The organism is Clostridium sp. LY3-2, assembly GCF_024705715.1.
Classification (GTDB): domain Bacteria; phylum Bacillota; class Clostridia; order Clostridiales; family Clostridiaceae; genus Clostridium.
In genome coordinates this window covers 1-17,846 of record NZ_JAMDLQ010000054.1, presented here as the reverse complement: position 1 = coordinate 17,846, position 17,846 = coordinate 1, and the positions used below count along the sequence as shown (strand labels likewise).

Genomic DNA, 17,846 nt, shown 5'->3' with positions numbered 1-17,846 from the left:
TCCTCTTATAGTGCGTAGTCTAAAAATCTATCGAATATATATTCTGAATCTTTTGGTCCTGCTGATGCTTCAGGGTGGAATTGAACTGAGTAGACTTTTTTGTCTTCTACTTTTAACCCTTCAACTGTTCCATCATTTATATTTACGTGAGTAATTTCAACACCTTCTGGTAAAGTTTCTACTACATATCCGTGATTTTGTGAGGTTATGTGTACTTTCCCTGTTTCTAAATCTTTTACTGGATGGTTACAACCCCTATGACCAAACTTAAGCTTTGTAGTTTTTCCACCTAAGCTTAATGCTAAAAGCTGATGTCCTAAACAAATACCAACAACAGGTTTAACTCCTATCATTTTCTTTATTTCTTCTACTTGATAAGTTAAATCTTCTGGGTCTCCAGGTCCGTTTGATAAAAATATTAAATCTGGATTTATACTTAAAACATCTTCACTCTTTGCATCTTGAGGGAAAACTGTAATATTGCAGCCTCTCTTTTTAAAGCATCTTAGTATATTTTCCTTTATTCCATAATCTATTATCGCAACGTTTTTTCCATTTCCCTTTATCTCATACTTTTCTTTTACAGATACAGTTTGTACAGCATCTTTATTTGAAAAGTCATTTAGTTTAGCTTTTACGTCATCTAAAGTTACTTCATCTAAAACTATTATTCCCTTCATAGTTCCGTTATTTCTAAGTATCTTTGTTAATGCTCTTGTATCTATTCCTTCTAAACCGATTATTTTATTTTGCTTTAGATAATCTTCTAAAGTAAGTTCGCATCTAAAGTTATTTGGATAATCACATTTTTCTCTAACTATAAACCCTTTAACTTGAGGTCTAACTGACTCCATATCATCTAAGTTAACACCATAGTTACCTATAAGTGGATATGTCATAGTTACTATTTGTCCGTGATAAGAAGGATCCGTTAATACTTAGTAAATACTACTTCTCCTACGCTCTCTTTAAGGTATCCAAAGGCTTTACCTTTGAAAATCACACCATTTTCTAAAATAAGTTTTGCATTCATAAATAATCCTCCTCTAAACTTTTATGTTTAGAGTTATCAATACACCCTTAAAAGAATTTAAAATAAAAGAAAAGGACAACCAGGAAAGCAAAAATCTAAGATTTTGCTCTCCTAATCATCCTCGTATTTATAATTAAATTCATTTTATTATTCTCTGACAAAGCTATGTTTTTTAAATTATTTAGTAACATAGTTGCACTCCTTTCTGGCCTCACAGGACCAATTTAAAGTGTACTCTAACTCTTTAATTTTCATTTGTTACCATTTTATCTTAAAACACTTTATCTGTAAAGATTTATTTTAATTCTAATGATTTTTTAGGACAAGAGTACGTACATTTACTACAAGAAATACATTGAGTACTATTTATTACTCCTCCTTTAAAATCTCTAGGCTCTACTCCCATAGGGCAGCTCTTTGCACAAAGATTACAAGATACACAGCTGTTTGAAACCTTTATCCCTTTATTTCTACCTCTTATTTTAGAAATAAAACCTGAAATTGAACCCATCGGACAGAAGTTACACCAAGTTCTTTCGTTAAATACAAATCCTAAAATTAAAGCTATTATAGATGTAACTAATATAAGTCTGTAAAATATAAAACCTATTCCTGTATAGTTTCCATAGTTTTTATAAATTCCTGTACCAAACATAGTTAATAAGAAAAGAACCATAAAAATTCTAAATCCTGTACTACTTAAAAACTTAGGTGTTTTTTTACCTCTAGTTATCTTCTTTAAGATATTATCGTAAAAGTTCCCTCTAGGACAGTAGTTTCCGCACCAGTACCTCCCCTTACCAAAAAGTGCAAAACCTACAGGTGCTAACATACAAAGTACTGCAAGAACACCAAACACCATATTAAATGGTACTAAAACTAAAAATGTTAAAAATAAAATATATCCATACTTTTTATATAGATTCATAAAATCCTCCTCATATACCCCTAGGTGGTATTTTATGATTTGATTATATATATTTTTTTATAATCGGTCAAATTATTTTTTTGGTAAAACTTTAAATTAAATCCTTTTTTGTAGTTTATGAAATAATTTCTCTTTTTTAATTTGAAAATCCTTATTTCAATACTTAACTCCAACCTGTTTTAATTATAAGTTTTATATTTTTCTCTATATTAAAAAAAGCAGTTATCTTTTAGATAACTGCTTTTTAGTCTTATTAGTTAAAAGGTACTCTATATAACTTGTTGTCTTTCTTACTAGCTATTCCGCTTTGATACATTCCTATAAAGCTACCTTCATATTTAAATGTTTTTCCACTTTTAATTTCTTTAACTTCATTTTTACTACTATCATTTACATATAAATTTCCATTGTCTTTAACGAAAATATCTTTTAATGAAGCTGATACTCCTAAATCTATCGTCTCTACCTTAGATGTCTCATTATTTAGATCTTTCTTTAATATCTTACTAACTTTATCATTATTAGCTTGTACTAAGTAGACAGTATCATTTTCATCTATTCCTATTATCTTTAAAGGTCCATACCCTGTGATAACTTCTCTTTGTGATGGTTGTGTCATATGAATTACACTTCCGCCCTCAGCTATATAGACAAGTCTGTCTTTTGTAGGAAGAATATCCATACTTCCTACACTCTTAACTGTTATAGGTACAGCTTCAGCGTGACTTTGGTTTATATCTATTCTAAATACTCCACCACCAACTTTAACGTAAGTTACACCTGTAATAGGAGATGACTGAATATCGAATGTTTTATAGTACTGACTATAGTAAGTTATATCTATCATCTTTTCATTTTGTTTTTTTCTAGCATCATAACTATATAATTCTATTCTTCCATTTACATTTTCTAATGTAAGTAAAACATTTCTATCTGAAAGCCATAGTGAATCTAATACAGGTCCACTTTGAACTAAATCAAAGTTTTGTATTTCTCCACTGTTTCCATCTAAAACATTTAAAGAACCATTGTCATAATAACTTAAATATTTACCATCGTATGATGGTTTTATGCTAGTTGCACCTGTTGGTATTTGAGGGTGCTTGTCTAGCTTTTCTAAATCATTTTTAATATCTACTTGTTTCATATTAACTTTTGCATTATCTTTGAAATAAACTTGGTCTAAATAAAAGAGTACTCCACATTGAAGTATTAAAGATATTGCAATCCAAACTAATATCGTTCTAAATTTTCTCATTATTTGACCCCCGTTATTCTACTATAACTGATGAAGCTATATATCTTTCACCTAATCCGTTTGAAACATCATTTACTACTTCACCGTTTAAATACATTGTTGATGATTTACCACCATCTAGATTTATTGCTGTAACGCATTTACCTTCTGTAAGCATAAGTTGTTGTAATTCTGTAATACTACATCCAAGTCCATCAACTATACTTCTTCCGTCTATAACCATCATTACTATAGATCCATCTGATCTTTGTCCTATAGCTGTTCTTGGTGCTACACCTTGAGATGAGTCTTCCCCGTTTAATTGAACTGGTGCTCCATCTCTAATTAAAGTCGGTCCAAAGCTTACTGCTTCTTGTACTCCTAAAGCTTTTAATTCATTTATTGAATATTTTCCGGCAAGCATCTTACCTTCTTTAGTTATTGCCATAGTCTCTTTCTTTGTATCAGGTTTTAAATCTGTAAAAACTACTTTCCCACCAGTCATAATAACGCCTGTTGGAGTTCCTCCATTACCTGTCCAATTTGAGCTACTTGACTTGTCTACAAATGACCCTCCGTTAATCGCTGCAACTGCATTGTGGTCTTGCGCCATTTGAGATGTAGTTTCACCTTTTTTGCCTAAGTACTTAGTACTTGCAACTTTAACTCTACTAGGATCGTTTATAACTAACATATATCCTTGGTACTTTGAGTTTTCAAACTGGAATAATTCTATATTATCATTTCTATTTTTTAAGTTTACATCTGCGCTTGTTGCATTTGCTGCAACTGTACCATCACCTGAGTTACCTGAGTTTAATATCTCTTCTATCTTCTTATCTGATAAGAAGGCAGTTGCTAAATATTTATGACTCATAGTTGTCATAGCTGACCCAACCCAAACTCTCTTTGCATTATTAAAAGGTCCATATAAAAGTACAAATGGTGCTGTTACTGCTGTAAAGATAATTTCAAAAACTATAAAAGCTATTAATGTTTTAATAAATTTCTTTTTAGTTTTCTTTTTTTTCTTAACTTTGCACCTATTTTTTTTGATAGTATTCTTTTTATCATCCTTTAAGTTTTCCATTATATCTCTCCCTATTTTTATGCATAACATCTAACTAGCCTAATTATACACGTTAAAATAAAAAAATCATAATTTTTAATACTTTTTTAATATATTGTACCTAAAAAAGTAGCATTATAGTTAAATTTGCTCAAAAAAACTACAATGCTAATCTATTACATTCCATTAACTGCCTCCTCATAATATCCTATAAGTATCGGATCAGTTAATGTATTTATTCTTATTTCATTAGAATCACTTTCATCTTTTCCAAATGTAAATAACCCCTCAAAGTTTTCATTACTTAAAAATTTAGTAGAAACCTTTATATCTATGTTATCATGATTAAACTTCTTTTTAGAAAACATGTTAAATCCCCAACCTCCAAAAGAAGGAACATGAACAGTATATGGCTCTACATAAAAGTTTTCTGATTTAATAGTTCTATTTATACACCAAAAAGCTCTTCTAGCTTCAAGTGGACTTGTTGATTGAACCGTTGCAATCCCTTCGTCTGTTAAGTTATTCCAAACAAGCCTATAAAATATATTAGTATATAACTTATTTAAAGACTCATTATTTGGGTCTGGAAAATCAATTATTATAACATCATACGGATCTTTATTTTCTTCTAGATATTTATACCCATCCCCTGCTATAATTTTAACCCTATTATTTTCTAAAGCCCCTTCATTTAACTTACTTATAAGAGGGTCAGTTTTACAGTATTCTAGCATTTCCGAATCTATATCTACTAATACTATTTCTTTTACATCTTTATATTTTAAAATTTCTCTAAGTGCTAGTCCATCACCACCACCTAAAACTAATACTCTATCTCTTTTTTTAGCTAAAGATAGAGCCGGATGAATAAGGGATTCATGATACCTGTATTCATCCTTTGAACTAAATTGTATATTTCCATCAAGAAATAGTCTTAAATCATCTTTATGCTTTGTTGTAACAATTTTTTGATATTTACTTTGAGAACTGTGTATTACCCTATCTCTATAAAGATTGTTTTCTATACCCCTAGAAATAGAATCTCCAGTTGCAAAAAAACCTATAAGTAATACTAAAACAGATAAACTTATAAACTTTAATACTCTATAATTTTTGATTTCACTTTTATAAAAAATTATAAGTATAACTGCAACTATTACATTTATTATTCCTACTAAAAAACTTGTTTTTAGTTGTCCTAAGCTAGGAAGTAAAATTAAAGGAAAGGCTAAAGAACCAATTAAAGCTCCGATATAATCAAAACTTAAAACATTAGCTATAGTAGATTTTAAATCACTTTCGCTATCTTCAATCATCCTAGTTAATATAGGTATCTCAAGCCCTACAAGCATTCCTATCCCTAAAATACAAAAATACATAGCTAATTTATAAAACTCAGTATAGGCATATGAATATAATAATAAAAACGCTGAAAATCCTCCTAAAATCCCTAATGAAAGTTCAATAATTACAAACTTATCAAATAAATCTTTATCTATCTTTTTTGATAAAATAGAACCTACTCCCATAGCACTCATAAATAGCCCTATTGTTATTGAGTACTGCTTAACGCTATTCCCCATTAAGTATGAACTTATAGCACCTATTATAAGTTCATAAATTATTCCACAGATTGCTATAAGAAATACTGCAAATAAGATAGGTGTAACGTTTAGTCCTTTTTTCTTTTTGTCATCTTTTTTTCTGTCAAACATTATATCTTTACTCCCATTTAAACTATAGCTGTACTTATTACCATAGCTATTGCTACAAACATACCCGCAACAGCAAGTCCAGCTGCTATATTATGATTATCTATTTCTTTGCTTAAATCAAAAGGTAATATAAAATCAAATATCTTATATCCTATAGCGCAAAAAAACATTCCAACTCCAAAGTAAACTAAACATTGTATTATTCCATTCATAAATTCTCCCCCTAAACTATAGCTGCTCTTACTATCATAGCTATTGATATAAATAATCCTACTATAACTATCCCTATTGCAGGGTTCTTTTCTTTAATTTCCTCTGCAAAATTATATGGTGTTATCATATCAAAAAATTTATAACCTAAAAACATTAAAAATAAACCTAAAACTGAATAGGCTACTGTTCCTAAAAATCCATGCATTTTTTTCTCCCCCTAAAATTATTTTCCAAAACTAGTACCTCCACCTACAGTACTTCTAAATATGCTTGAAAAGAAACCTTTTCCACCTTTTCTTCCCTCAGCTAAATCTAATAAAATCAGAGTACTTGCTGCATTCCATTTGCTTCTCCTATAAGTGCTTGTAAATCCATTATCACGAATATATTCTTCGTCAGCTATCTGAACATAAGTAGTTCCATCGTCCCCCTTATATATAAGTACATCCTCATCGTGATATCTAATTATAAAACTATCTTCTCCCTCAACAGCTTTAGCTTCATCAAAACCCTTGCAATTTTTTTTAATATAATCGTATGCATCTTTTGGAGTCATCTTAGTTGTAAAGTAATCACTTTTACTTTTAGAATTATATTTAGATGTATCACTTGTACTATATTTAAATTTTGAATCATTAAATAGTAATTCTTTGACTTTCCCTCCAGTTGATCTAATAATGAAACTACCAACAACTACTATAACTATAAAAATTAAAATAGCAAAAATTATTCCTTTATTTAACTTAAAGTTATTCATTATTTATCCCCCATATATTTATCCATAAATTTCTATATTATATTCTTTTACCTCCCTACCTAAACTAACTTCTGTTTCACCTTGCCAAACTTCTACTGATAAATACTTTTCATCAGCTCTATCGCAATATTCATAGTACATAACTCTTTCATTTCTTACTACTCCTATAGCACCTTCTACCTTTTCAACGATGGCTTCTCCATCCTCGTCTTTAAAGTATTCAACGCCATCATAAGTAATTTTTCTATTTATTTCAAAACATGGTATTCTTATTTCTTCATACAAAGATATCTCAAGTTCATCATCTTGTTCTACACTAAGCCATAATGTTTTTAACGCATCTTTAAGTTTATACTCTCTCCATCTAAATCCATGATCGTTAAATTCTAAAATAGCTTCTACTTCATAATCTATTTCCTCAACGGATATAATATCACATATATTAAGATTAAAAAGATTTTTTTTATTCATATGTTCTTCTTTTTCTATAGCATTATTAGACCTTATTACCTGTTTTAACCTATCAAAAATACCCATATTTCCTCCTAATTTAAATAGGACTGCTTATTTATAATTTATTTAAGCAGTCCATTTAATTTTATATTTCTATTACTTTCCTAATTTAGCTTTTAAAGCTGCAAGTTCATCTTCTACTGATGCGTCTTCACTACCTAAAGCTTTAAATTGTTCTTCTAATTCATCTTTTTGGCTTAATGAATCTAATTCTTCACTAGCATCTGCTTCAAACTCTAAATTATCAACCTTTTCTTCCATTCTATTAAATGTATCAAAGGCACTAGTATCATTTAATCCTGCCATAGTTTTATTTATAGTACTTTGAGCTTTAGCTCTTTTAGCTCTTGCTACTAATAAAGTTTTCTTTCTTTTAGCTTCCTCAATTTTTTCTGATAATCCTCTTAAACTTGTTTTTAAACCTTCTGTAGTATTTTTTTGGCCTTCCCATTCTGACTTATATCTACTAGCTAAGCTATCATATTCATTTTTTCTTTTTAAAGCTTCCATAGCTAAAGTATCATTTCCAGCATTTACAGCAAGTTCTGCCTTTTTAGTCCACTCTTCAGACTTTGCTAATTGAACTTCATATTCTTTTTTTAATCTTTTTTCATCTGCAATAGCTCTTGCAACTTCGTTTTTAGCTTTAGAGTATTGCTCACTCATATCTATTATTAACTGTGTAAGCATTTTTTCTGGATCTTCAGCTTTTGATATAGCATCATTTACATTTGATTTTATTACTGTTGATAATCTTTGAAATATTCCCATTTTAATTCCCCCTAAATTTTATAAATATTTTTCTAAAATAGATTTATGCTGAGCTAAGCTAAGCTCAATACTTTCAAAAGATGCTCTAAATTCATTTAAATCTAAATTTTCAACTTGTAGTGTATCTACTATAACAATATTATTATCTTCTATAGCATATGCCCCATGTACAAGATCATAAGCATTCAATTCTAATAGCTTTTTATATAACTCCTCATTATTTGATTTAGGAAGGTCTGTAACCTTTACCCTAAATACAACTATGCTATCATCAATATAAATAGCCAATTTATTTGTAAACCCCTCGTCATTAACTACCCAGATGTCATCGACCTTTTTATAGCCTATCCCTATTTCATTAAGATAGCTATCAATTTTTTTTAAATTCTCCAATTAAAATCCCCTCCATATCTTTCTTTTATTTCTTTTTTTGTAAATATTTTATAATTAAATTTTAAAGTAATATTCATAAGACGTCAAACCTCTAATTAGTCTATTTTTTGCTTAATGAAACCATTTAGATTATTTAAGGCTATATGGTATCTAATACCTCTTATTTTCTTCTATTTAAGTGGTATCTCATACTATTTAATGTACTATTTCTTACTTATTTATTTTTTGTAAATATTTCATCCTTAAGATCACCTTTTATGTTATAAATTTGTATAAAAAATAGAGATACAAAAGTATCCCTATTTTAATCTATAAATCCTCTTTTTTCGTAGTAATTATTTTTAATTAAATAATCTGCTATCTTATAAGACTCACTTAGTTTTTCTTTTTCTTCTTTTGTTGGGTTTCCAACAACCTTTCCACCTTTTAAAACAACAGCATCTCTATTAGTATTTAAAAGGTTTCTTCCCATAACACTATCGTGATTATATACTCCTAAAAGATATAACATAGTTGGCATTATATCTGAATGTCCTCCAAATGTATCTATCTTTTCGCCTTTTAAACCAGGCCCTGTTATTATAAGTGGAATTTTGTTGTCTCCCTTTTGCCAAAAATCACCCTCAAGAGGAACATCTTTTATTTCATTTGAATAATACTTATGAACCCCTGTATGATCTCCATAAATAGCTACGACTGTATCTTCTTTAAGTCCTGCTTCTTCAAGCCTCTTCATAAAATAACCTATTTGCTCATCTGCATAGTGAATACTTTGAATATATCCTCCAATATAACTATTATCAACATTTTTAGGTAATTTCAATTTTCTTTCGCTATCTGAGATATTAAAAGGCATATGACTTGATAGAGTCGGTATCATTGAAAAGAATGGCTCTTTTAATGTAGTTAGCTTATTAACGTATTGATTGTAGAAAGTTCTATCTGAAAGTCCAAAGCCTACTACTTCATTTACATCATATGAACCTATATCCCACATCTTTTTAAAGTCTAGTGAATTTGCATGAGCTTCAGACCAGTTCCAATCGCTTCCTCTTTCAGCATGAGTAGAGGCCGTTTCGTATCCTATTTTGTTTAATTCTCTAGCCATACTAGGATATTTAACTTCTGGGTGAGATAAAAATGTTATACTATCTCCTAAAGTTAAAAGACCTGTGTTTACCATCATATCGCAATCTATACTATTTCCTCCGTTGTTTTGCTCATAGAAATTATCAAAGTATAAAGACTTTTTAATTAATTTATTAAGGTTTGGCGTTATCTCTTGCCCGTAGACTTTCTTTCCTATAACGAAGTTTTCTAAAGATTCTATCTGTAAAAATACCACGTTCTTACCTTTTAGGATTCCAGCGTATTCATTTTTAGGTAGATCTTCTTTATTCCAATTAAGCCAAGCATCTACTTCTTTCATCTGTTCTTCGTTTGAAGTTTTATCTTTCTTTTCTAATGCAAGATTTGCTTCATATAAATGATACCCTAAAGGGGTAGCTCTTTGAACAGTTACAAAAGGCGCCCATTCACCCCTCATAAACATTACTTTACCATTATCAATATTCTTAACATCAAATAAATAATAAGTTCCGTAGATAGTTCCTACGCACCCTAAAATCCCTAAAACTCCAAATACAATTTTTCTTTTATAATTTAATAATTCCTTGTATTTGTATCTAATAAATATAATTATAGGTATATCAAAAATAAATAAGATATCTATAATACTTGGATTAATTAAATTATCAGAAAAAGGATTAAACATATCTTTAAATAATATATGTCTTACTCCTAAAAGCCCTTTGTTTCCTCTGTAATACCACATATCTGCTAAAAGCAGCAAAGTATATAAAATATCTATAAAAATTAAATAAGATATTTGTTTTTTGCCCTTAAAAAAGTATGCAGGAACCATAAGTATAAATATAAATGATAATTGTCCAAGAATAGTTCTATAATCTATATATACACCCCAAGTTCCAGTAAAAGATCTTCCTGTATCTGTAGATGATAGAGCTATAAAAATCATAGTTTTAAAAACTAAAGCTATAAAAATAAATAGCTTTATAAATCCGATTCTTTTTTTAAGAAAATTTTTTAGTTTTTCCATACAAAATAAATCCCCTTCTTAATTCAAAATTATGGGGATGTTGCTATTTTTAAATAATTCAACATCCCCTAATATTTAAAATTATAATTTAGAGACATATATCTAATTACTTAATAGATTTTTTATCTAAATATACTTCTCTTAATTTTTCAATTCCTGATATAGCAAGTATTATAAAAAGCCAACATACTATATAAGAATATCTAGATTGCATCTCTGTTACTAGGTATGCAAGCCCGTATCCGCAAAATCCTATATAAAATAAGTTTATTTCCGGTTTTTCTTTATATCTCTTTTTATTAAATAATCCTATAAATACTAAAATCATTATTATAGTATAGATTAACTGGAATGCTCCTCTTCCACCTTTAAAGAAATCAATTTTTATTCCGTCTTCAGGAACGTCTAGTTGAGCCCAAAAAATACCGCTTAAATCTCCTTCGCTCCACTGCGTTGCATACTTTTGAATATAAAAAGGTATCCACTCAGTTATAGGTGTAGTTTTAAATCTTTCTATAATTATCTCTTTAGATTTTTTATTTATAGCATCATAATCATAATTGCACTCATCTGGAACTTTAGCATCTTCTTCATTCCAAGCACCATTATGTTTTATGTTAGTTCCTTTTAGTATATTAGTTATTGAAGGTTCTGCACCTTTCCAAAGTTGATTTTCTGTTATTCCAAGCCCTTTTAAAGTAAAACTTGCTATTCCAAGTACTAACATAAAGCTAATAACAACCATAAGGATAGCCTTAATTTTTTCTTTTACGGTGTCATTATAATAAATAGCTATATATAAAACAAATGCAAATGCTAATACCATTGCAACCATTCTAAATAAATGACCTACTGATAAAGCTCCTCCTGCTAATAAAAACATATATTTTGGAGCTTTCTTTTTACAAGCTAGTAAAAAGAAGTAAATACCTAAAAGGTAAAATGGAATAGCTATATTTTCTGTACAAAATACTGAAGTATAAGTAACAAGTGGTGGAAAAATTGCTGCAATTAAAGCACCTATAATTCCATATTTTTTGCTTTCAAATACCTCTTTTACAATTAAGTATATTAAAAATATTACTGATACACCCATAAAAAGATTAACTATTTTCATAGCTATAAGTGGATCTTGGAACGTTTTTATCATAAATGACATATATACAACCATCATAGTTAAATGTGGGAACCTTGCTATGTATGCATTCCCGTGCATCATACTCGGGTCTCCCTCTGCAAGTAGTTTAGCTGAATCGAATATAGTCCTAAAATCCGATACCGGAATTGAATCTACATTAAGTAACCAAAGTATTCTAATAATCATTCCCCAAAGTAAAATTATAATTATTTTATATTGATTTTTTATCTTATCCTTTTTTAATAAAACCCATCCTAACGCAACAGTTAATACTGTTATAAGCGTTGTAACAATAAATCCTGACTCTATTTTAGTAAAATACTTAATAGAGGCACCGATTGTTGTTACGACAAGTATTAGAATTAATGGTTTTAATGCTATTGTTACAAAGTTCGTAAAACCATCTCTAAACTTTTTAATATCCATAGTAACCCTCCTGATTTGTTAAATTAAATCCTGTTTATATAACTACAGAATTTAACAAATATAATTGTAACATAAACTAATAATTATTTCTTTAATGTTAAACATAAAAGTCCTCTCTATAATAAAAAAGAGTAGCATTATTTAATAACACTACAAAAAAATGCCTGCAAAATATTGCAGACATTTTAATCTTATAATTTAAGCCCCTAAATTATATTTACTTATTGATATTACATAAATAATCCAGCCCCTGGACCAAGTGGTAATCCTAATAAGAACCAAGCTACTAAAAGAATTGACCAACATATTAAGAAACCTATTGAATAAGGAACCATTGTAGATATAAGAGTTCCTATTCCTGTATCTTCATCATAAACTTCCGCAAATGCAACTATTAATGCAAAATAAGTCATAAGCGGAGATATTATATTTGTACTAGAATCCCCTATTCTGTATGCCATTTGAATTAATTCAGGAGTATATCCTAAATCCATAAACATAGGAATAAATACAGGTGCCATTATAGCCCATTTAGCTGAAGCCGATCCCATAAATAAATTTATAAATGCTGAAACTGCTATAAATGCTATTATTAAAGGAACTCCTGTTAGTCCTATATTCTTTAAGAAATCTGCTCCATTAACTGCAACAACTGTTCCAATCTTAGTATAATTAAAGTATGCAACGAATTGAGCTGCAAAGAATACTAATACTATGTATCCACCCATTGAAGCCATACTCTTACTCATTAAAGAAACAACTTGCTTATCATTTCTTATTTCACCTTTACCTATTCCAAATGATATACCTGGAATCATAAACGCTAGAGATATAATAGCTACCATAGATGACATAAATGGTGATTTTAATATTTCTCCTGTTTCAGGATTTCTAAGAGGTGATCCTTCTGGAACTACTAATATTGCCATAAATATAGCAAAAATTAATAAAGCTACTCCAGAGAATAAAAGTCCTCTCTTTTCTTCTTTAGATATTCCTTCAACTTTTTCAATTTGTTTTTTACCCTTATACTCCCCAAGTCTAGGCTCTACTATTTTCTCTGTTATAATAGTACCGACTATGGTGATAAGTACAGTTGATGCTATAAGGAAATACCAGTTAGAAGCTATCCCAACTTCATATCCTGGAACTACTGAAGCTGCTGCTTCTTGGCTAATCCCTGAAAGAAGTGCATCTGTAGGTCCAAAGATTATATTTGCACTAAATCCTCCTGATACCCCAGCAAAGGCTGCTGCAAGTCCAGCTAAAGGATGTCTTCCAAAACTTAAAAATACGATAGCACCTAGTGGAATTAAGATAACATATCCTGCATCTGATGCGATATTTGATATGATACCTGCAAAAACAACTACTACTGTTATTAATCTCTTAGGTGTACTAGTTACTAATTTTCTAAGTAATGTTCCAATTAATCCTGTCCCTTCTGCAACTCCAACTCCAAGTAGAGCTACTAAAACAGTTCCAAGTGGTGCAAATCCAGTGAAATTGCTAACTGCACTTTCGAACATAAATCTTATTCCATCTGGACTTAAAAGTGAAATTACGTTTGCAGTCATCTCTTTAACTTCCATTGTGTGACTGTCTACCCCAGTATATGTAACGTTAACTCCCATTTTTGCAAGTACTGCTGAAAGAAGTACAAGACCTGCACATAATAAAATAAATATAGTTGCAGGATGCGGCAGCGCATTTCCTACTTTTTCAATTCCATTTAAAATACCTTTTTTCTTTTTAACTTTCTCCAAAGTAAATCCCCCTTTTTATTATTTTTATAAAACTTGTATAATTCCAGTCTACATTTTGTACACATATGTACGCCTCATAAAAACATTATATATGCTTGTTCATATTTTTGCAACATTTTTATATAATTCCTTCATTTTATTTATTTTTAATTCATATTTACAGGTATTTATTCATACTTTAAGCAAGTTTCTATTTCCTTAATATTCATTTATTTTTACCTAATTTCTTCCAGTATATGTTATAATATGAAGTGTTAAAAAAATCAAAGGAGTTTATATTATGAGAAAATTTAAAAAAATCCTAATATATAGTTTAATAACTATTTTAATATTAGGTATAGGGTATGGAATTACTTTTTACTTTAGTTTTTTCCAAGGAACATGCACTGTGGAAAATGGTAAAGCTGTAAATAAGTATATAAACCAATCCAAACTTGAAGCTTACTCTAAATACAATAGAGGTTTTAAAGTTTCAACAAATGAAATAAATAAAACTGTATCAGAAGTAAAAGGAATTAATTTAAAATTTATAGGTAAGCCTATGCCGAAAGATTACATAATACTTGAAAAAGGCTATAGATATTATCTACCTTTAGATTATATTTTTAAAACTTTGGGATACAAAGTAGAAGATACAAATCCACTAAAAATAACTAAAGGAAAAAAAGAAATCCTTTTAAATAATGATTCTGCACTTATAAATGGTAAAGAATATAAATTTAGAGGTGAACTTCTTAATAAAGATTCAAAAAACTATTTATCTTTATCTGATATAGAATACATCTTTTCTTTAACAGCTGTGTTTAATAAAGAAAAGAATTCTATCGATATATTAAATTCTCATTTAGATAAGAGTAATTATAAAGATAAGGTTAAAAATGGACGAGCTGCCTTAATTAGATTTGAAGATTTTACAGCTGGAGGTTCCCTATTAACAGATGAAAATCAAAGTAAAATGAAAGGTATGTTTGATTACCTTTATAAAAATAACATAAGATTTAATATAGCCTGGGTGCCTCATTACAAAAATCCAAAAGATAATTATGATAATAACCTTCTTACAAATAAAGATTTAAGTAATATTTTCTTTATTAACTTATTAGATTACGCAATAAATAGTAATGCTGAAATTGGCCTTCACGGTTATACTCACCAAGCTAATGACTCAATAAGTACAGTTGGAAGCGAACTTACTAGTAAAATAAATAACACAGAAAAAGAAACTAGAGCTGTTGTTGAAAATGCTATAAGTGTAGCAAACAAGTTAAATATACCAGTAACATTCTTTGAAAGTCCTCATTATCATGCTACAAAAAAGCAAAAAGATATAATAGGAGAATACTTTCAAATTTTATATGAACCATATAGTGTTTTATATTACACAGGTATAGAAACTACTAATAAAGGTAACCTTTATATACCAACACCACTTGGATACGTTCATGATAGAGATCCAGAACCCTTAATAAAGAAATTAGATAATCCTACTCCTAATTTATTAGCTTCTATGTTCTACCATCCTACAATAGAGCTAGAATATATAGATGTTAAAGTAAAGGATAATTATTTTAACTCTGATCTTACTTCAGAGTCAATATTAAAGAAAATAGTAACTGCATTAAATGAAAAAGGATATTCAACTATTAATGCATCTGAAATGATAGAATCAAAATAAAAAAATCCACACTAAATTTAGTGTGGATTTTTTTTATAACCATTTTTTATTAATGTTAAATAAATAAACAATAATAGCTCCAAATGCACCACCTGAAGTATCTATAAGAACATCAGTGAATTTTCCGGCTCTTCCTTGCACGAAGGTTTGATGAAATTCATCTGTTGATGCATATAGAAATACAAGTCCTATTGCAATTAATCTAGCTTTCTTATTAGATATATAAAATCTTAATACATTATAATAAAGTAATGCTAAAATACAATATTCAGTAAAATGAGCTCCTTTTCTTACTATTGTAGTTATTAAATCAATATTAGCACTAGTTATATTTGCGCCTACAGCTTTTAATAGATTTATTACTAAATCACTTTGTCCATTTGATACATCTGCTGGCTGGTTAGACATAAAAAAAATAAAACACATCCAAAATATAACTAAAGCATAAGCTAATATCTTGCCTTTTCTCTCTTTCATCATTTACTCTCCTAATTATTCTTTAGTTTTTATTATATCAAATATAACATTTATTCCTATCTATCTTCAATAATATATTTATTAATATAAGCTAAAGATTCCTCTAGTATAGCTTGCCCTCTTTCCATATCTTCTATCTTTATTTCAAGATTACACATCCTTTGTTCTACACTACTTACAACAGATTTTATATCCTCTAATAGCTTTTCATTATATGAAATTTGAATTCCATCTATGTCTACAAAAACCTTTTCTGGTGGATTGCCGCATTCAGTACATTTAGCGTATATCTTAGATTTATCATAATCTCTAAAAACCTTAAATGTTCCGTTTTTACACGTGCTACAAACTGATAATAATTCGTAACCTGTATCATTTAAATCCATTTCAAACTCAGTGCCACACTCTTTACATGTAGCTTTAAACTTTCCTTCTGTAGTTTCGATTATAAATTCGTTACCACTGCACCCTTCCTTTTTACATACAACTGTTCTTACCATTTAATCAACTCCTAACAATAGAATAATATCTTCCATTATTATGATTTATATTCTAATCCACCCTACTTTTATTCTATTTATTTTATAAAAATATAATACTTTTATAAAACACCTTAATAAAAAATATAATTTTATTCCTTTCAGTACATTAAAAAAGAACCTAGCACTATCTTTGCTAAGTTCTCAAATAAATTTCTACTTATCTAAATTCGCTTATTTCACTTTCTATAAGCTCTATTTTTTCATCAACTTCTCCTGTTTTTTTACCAGCTAAAATTAGCTCTCTCTTTTCTAACTTAAGTTCCTTAAGACGTTCTTTTAATTTTTCAATATTTGTCACAAAAACACTCCCCATCTCAAGCTTTTTTATTCAATCTGTAATGTTTAATAAAGCCCTCATTACATATAATAAATTTTAATTATGTCTACTAAGAAAACGTAATCATATAAATATATCATGTACTTCTAATTATATAGAAGCAAACATAACTTGTACATAATAACATTTAGTAAAATTCCACCATATTATTACATATTAATCCTGTTTTATAATTCTTTTTCATATTTAAATATTTCTTCTTTAATACTATATTAAAAAACTTTATAAAATTATTTATATAAAACAAAAAAGTCATGAATTAAATTCATGACTTCTTTCACCTTTGGTGGAGGTAAGGAGATTCGAACTCCTGACCCCCTGCGTGCAAGGCAGGTGCTCTCCCAACTGAGCTATACCCCCAAATGGTGGACCTTCAGGGACTCGAACCCCGGACCTACCGGTTATGAGCCGGTTGCTCTAACCAGCTGAGCTAAAGATCCTAATTGACCTGGCAACGTCCTACTCTCCCACACAGTCTCCCGTGCAGTACCATCGGCGCTATAGAGCTTAACTTTCCTGTTCGGAATGGGAAGGAGTGTTTCCTCTATGCCATCATCACCAGATTGCTGGTTAAAACTAATATCCATTTGAAATTAGTTTATTAAGTTTTAAGAGATTATTCTCTTAAAATTGCACATGAATTATAGTTAACAAATAATTGGTCAAGCCCTCGACCTATTAGTATCAGTCAGCTGAATGTGTTGCCACACTTACACTCCTGACCTATCAACCTT

Annotated in this window: 17 protein-coding genes, 2 tRNA genes, 2 rRNA genes and 1 pseudogene; 1 reads left to right on the top strand and 21 read right to left on the bottom strand. The window is 29.2% G+C overall.

Annotation, left to right across the window (positions count from 1 at the left end; translation table 11 throughout):
* Positions 1-5: 5 nt before the first annotated feature.
* The 14 genes and pseudogenes from M4I33_RS15200 to M4I33_RS15135 form a co-directional block, all read right to left on the bottom strand.
* A pseudogene (locus tag M4I33_RS15200) lies at positions 6-1,033 on the bottom strand (carbamoyl phosphate synthase small subunit).
* 295 nt (positions 1,034-1,328) lie between these two features.
* Entirely contained in the window at positions 1,329-1,961 is a 633-nt protein-coding gene (locus M4I33_RS15195; RefSeq protein WP_257917615.1) for a 4Fe-4S binding protein, read from the bottom strand.
* A gap of 253 nt (positions 1,962-2,214) precedes the next feature.
* Complete coding sequence (locus M4I33_RS15190; protein WP_257917614.1) at positions 2,215-3,219, bottom strand: hypothetical protein; 1,005 nt, start codon at positions 3,217-3,219, stop codon at positions 2,215-2,217.
* 13 nt (positions 3,220-3,232) lie between these two features.
* Positions 3,233-4,288: a phosphodiester glycosidase family protein gene (locus tag M4I33_RS15185; RefSeq protein WP_257917613.1), complete on the bottom strand. Its 1,056-nt coding sequence runs from the start codon at positions 4,286-4,288 to the stop codon at positions 3,233-3,235.
* A gap of 155 nt (positions 4,289-4,443) precedes the next feature.
* A complete protein-coding gene (locus M4I33_RS15180; protein ID WP_257917612.1) occupies positions 4,444-5,985 on the bottom strand; it encodes a polyamine aminopropyltransferase in 1,542 nt (513 codons plus the stop codon).
* Between the two features lie 17 nt (positions 5,986-6,002).
* Complete coding sequence (locus M4I33_RS15175; protein ID WP_257917611.1) at positions 6,003-6,197, bottom strand: DUF350 domain-containing protein; 195 nt, start codon at positions 6,195-6,197, stop codon at positions 6,003-6,005.
* A gap of 11 nt (positions 6,198-6,208) precedes the next feature.
* On the bottom strand, positions 6,209-6,403 hold the full coding sequence (locus M4I33_RS15170) for a DUF350 domain-containing protein (RefSeq protein ID WP_257917610.1): 195 nt from the start codon (positions 6,401-6,403) through the stop codon (positions 6,209-6,211).
* An 18-nt stretch (positions 6,404-6,421) separates the two neighbouring features.
* The gene (locus M4I33_RS15165) at positions 6,422-6,955 is read right to left on the bottom strand and encodes a hypothetical protein (RefSeq protein ID WP_257917609.1); all 534 of its coding nucleotides are present in this window, start codon (positions 6,953-6,955) and stop codon (positions 6,422-6,424) included.
* A gap of 18 nt (positions 6,956-6,973) precedes the next feature.
* Positions 6,974-7,492, bottom strand: coding sequence for a DUF4178 domain-containing protein (locus M4I33_RS15160; RefSeq protein WP_257917608.1), 519 nt, complete (start codon positions 7,490-7,492; stop codon positions 6,974-6,976).
* A 72-nt stretch (positions 7,493-7,564) separates the two neighbouring features.
* Positions 7,565-8,239, bottom strand: a complete 675-nt coding sequence (locus M4I33_RS15155; RefSeq protein WP_257917607.1) for a PspA/IM30 family protein — start codon at positions 8,237-8,239, stop codon at positions 7,565-7,567.
* 18 nt (positions 8,240-8,257) lie between these two features.
* Positions 8,258-8,632 carry a YbjN domain-containing protein gene (locus M4I33_RS15150; RefSeq protein ID WP_257917606.1) on the bottom strand — a complete coding sequence of 125 codons (375 nt, stop codon included), beginning with the start codon at positions 8,630-8,632 and terminating at the stop codon, positions 8,258-8,260.
* A 304-nt stretch (positions 8,633-8,936) separates the two neighbouring features.
* On the bottom strand, positions 8,937-10,751 hold the full coding sequence (locus M4I33_RS15145) for an LTA synthase family protein (RefSeq protein ID WP_257917605.1): 1,815 nt from the start codon (positions 10,749-10,751) through the stop codon (positions 8,937-8,939).
* A gap of 106 nt (positions 10,752-10,857) precedes the next feature.
* A complete protein-coding gene (locus M4I33_RS15140; protein WP_257917604.1) occupies positions 10,858-12,315 on the bottom strand; it encodes a glycosyltransferase family 39 protein in 1,458 nt (485 codons plus the stop codon).
* A gap of 230 nt (positions 12,316-12,545) precedes the next feature.
* Positions 12,546-14,081, bottom strand: coding sequence for an AbgT family transporter (locus tag M4I33_RS15135; RefSeq protein WP_257917603.1), 1,536 nt, complete (start codon positions 14,079-14,081; stop codon positions 12,546-12,548).
* 280 nt (positions 14,082-14,361) lie between these two features.
* On the opposite strand from M4I33_RS15135, the gene M4I33_RS15130 reads away from it, so the two are divergent.
* Positions 14,362-15,756, top strand: a complete 1,395-nt coding sequence (locus M4I33_RS15130; protein WP_257917602.1) for a DUF2334 domain-containing protein — start codon at positions 14,362-14,364, stop codon at positions 15,754-15,756.
* A 33-nt stretch (positions 15,757-15,789) separates the two neighbouring features.
* Here M4I33_RS15130 and M4I33_RS15125 read toward each other — a convergent pair whose 3' ends face one another.
* The 7 genes from M4I33_RS15125 to M4I33_RS15095 form a co-directional block, all read right to left on the bottom strand.
* Positions 15,790-16,233, bottom strand: a complete 444-nt coding sequence (locus M4I33_RS15125) for a VanZ family protein (protein ID WP_257917601.1) — start codon at positions 16,231-16,233, stop codon at positions 15,790-15,792.
* Positions 16,234-16,289: 56 nt separating this feature from the next.
* Positions 16,290-16,733 carry a hypothetical protein gene (locus tag M4I33_RS15120; protein ID WP_257917600.1) on the bottom strand — a complete coding sequence of 148 codons (444 nt, stop codon included), beginning with the start codon at positions 16,731-16,733 and terminating at the stop codon, positions 16,290-16,292.
* A 199-nt stretch (positions 16,734-16,932) separates the two neighbouring features.
* On the bottom strand, positions 16,933-17,073 hold the full coding sequence (locus tag M4I33_RS15115; protein WP_194192599.1) for a hypothetical protein: 141 nt from the start codon (positions 17,071-17,073) through the stop codon (positions 16,933-16,935).
* A gap of 323 nt (positions 17,074-17,396) precedes the next feature.
* Positions 17,397-17,472, bottom strand: a tRNA-Ala gene (locus tag M4I33_RS15110).
* Positions 17,473-17,475: 3 nt separating this feature from the next.
* Positions 17,476-17,552, bottom strand: a tRNA-Ile gene (locus M4I33_RS15105).
* Between the two features lie 6 nt (positions 17,553-17,558).
* A 5S ribosomal RNA gene (gene rrf, locus M4I33_RS15100) occupies positions 17,559-17,675 on the bottom strand.
* Positions 17,676-17,770: 95 nt separating this feature from the next.
* Positions 17,771-17,846: ribosomal RNA gene (locus tag M4I33_RS15095) — 23S ribosomal RNA — on the bottom strand; the annotation flags it as partial.

Coding starts and splice junctions, on each gene's coding strand:
- M4I33_RS15195 (WP_257917615.1), bottom strand. CDS start 1,961: ATGAATCTATATAAAAAGTATGGATATATTTTATTTTTAACATTTTTA.
- M4I33_RS15190 (WP_257917614.1), bottom strand. CDS start 3,219: ATGAGAAAATTTAGAACGATATTAGTTTGGATTGCAATATCTTTAATA.
- M4I33_RS15185 (WP_257917613.1), bottom strand. CDS start 4,288: ATGGAAAACTTAAAGGATGATAAAAAGAATACTATCAAAAAAAATAGG.
- M4I33_RS15180 (WP_257917612.1), bottom strand. CDS start 5,985: ATGTTTGACAGAAAAAAAGATGACAAAAAGAAAAAAGGACTAAACGTT.
- M4I33_RS15175 (WP_257917611.1), bottom strand. CDS start 6,197: ATGAATGGAATAATACAATGTTTAGTTTACTTTGGAGTTGGAATGTTT.
- M4I33_RS15170 (WP_257917610.1), bottom strand. CDS start 6,403: ATGCATGGATTTTTAGGAACAGTAGCCTATTCAGTTTTAGGTTTATTT.
- M4I33_RS15165 (WP_257917609.1), bottom strand. CDS start 6,955: ATGAATAACTTTAAGTTAAATAAAGGAATAATTTTTGCTATTTTAATT.
- M4I33_RS15160 (WP_257917608.1), bottom strand. CDS start 7,492: ATGGGTATTTTTGATAGGTTAAAACAGGTAATAAGGTCTAATAATGCT.
- M4I33_RS15155 (WP_257917607.1), bottom strand. CDS start 8,239: ATGGGAATATTTCAAAGATTATCAACAGTAATAAAATCAAATGTAAAT.
- M4I33_RS15145 (WP_257917605.1), bottom strand. CDS start 10,751: ATGGAAAAACTAAAAAATTTTCTTAAAAAAAGAATCGGATTTATAAAG.
- M4I33_RS15140 (WP_257917604.1), bottom strand. CDS start 12,315: ATGGATATTAAAAAGTTTAGAGATGGTTTTACGAACTTTGTAACAATA.
- M4I33_RS15130 (WP_257917602.1), top strand. CDS start 14,362: ATGAGAAAATTTAAAAAAATCCTAATATATAGTTTAATAACTATTTTA.
- M4I33_RS15125 (WP_257917601.1), bottom strand. CDS start 16,233: ATGAAAGAGAGAAAAGGCAAGATATTAGCTTATGCTTTAGTTATATTT.
- M4I33_RS15120 (WP_257917600.1), bottom strand. CDS start 16,733: ATGGTAAGAACAGTTGTATGTAAAAAGGAAGGGTGCAGTGGTAACGAA.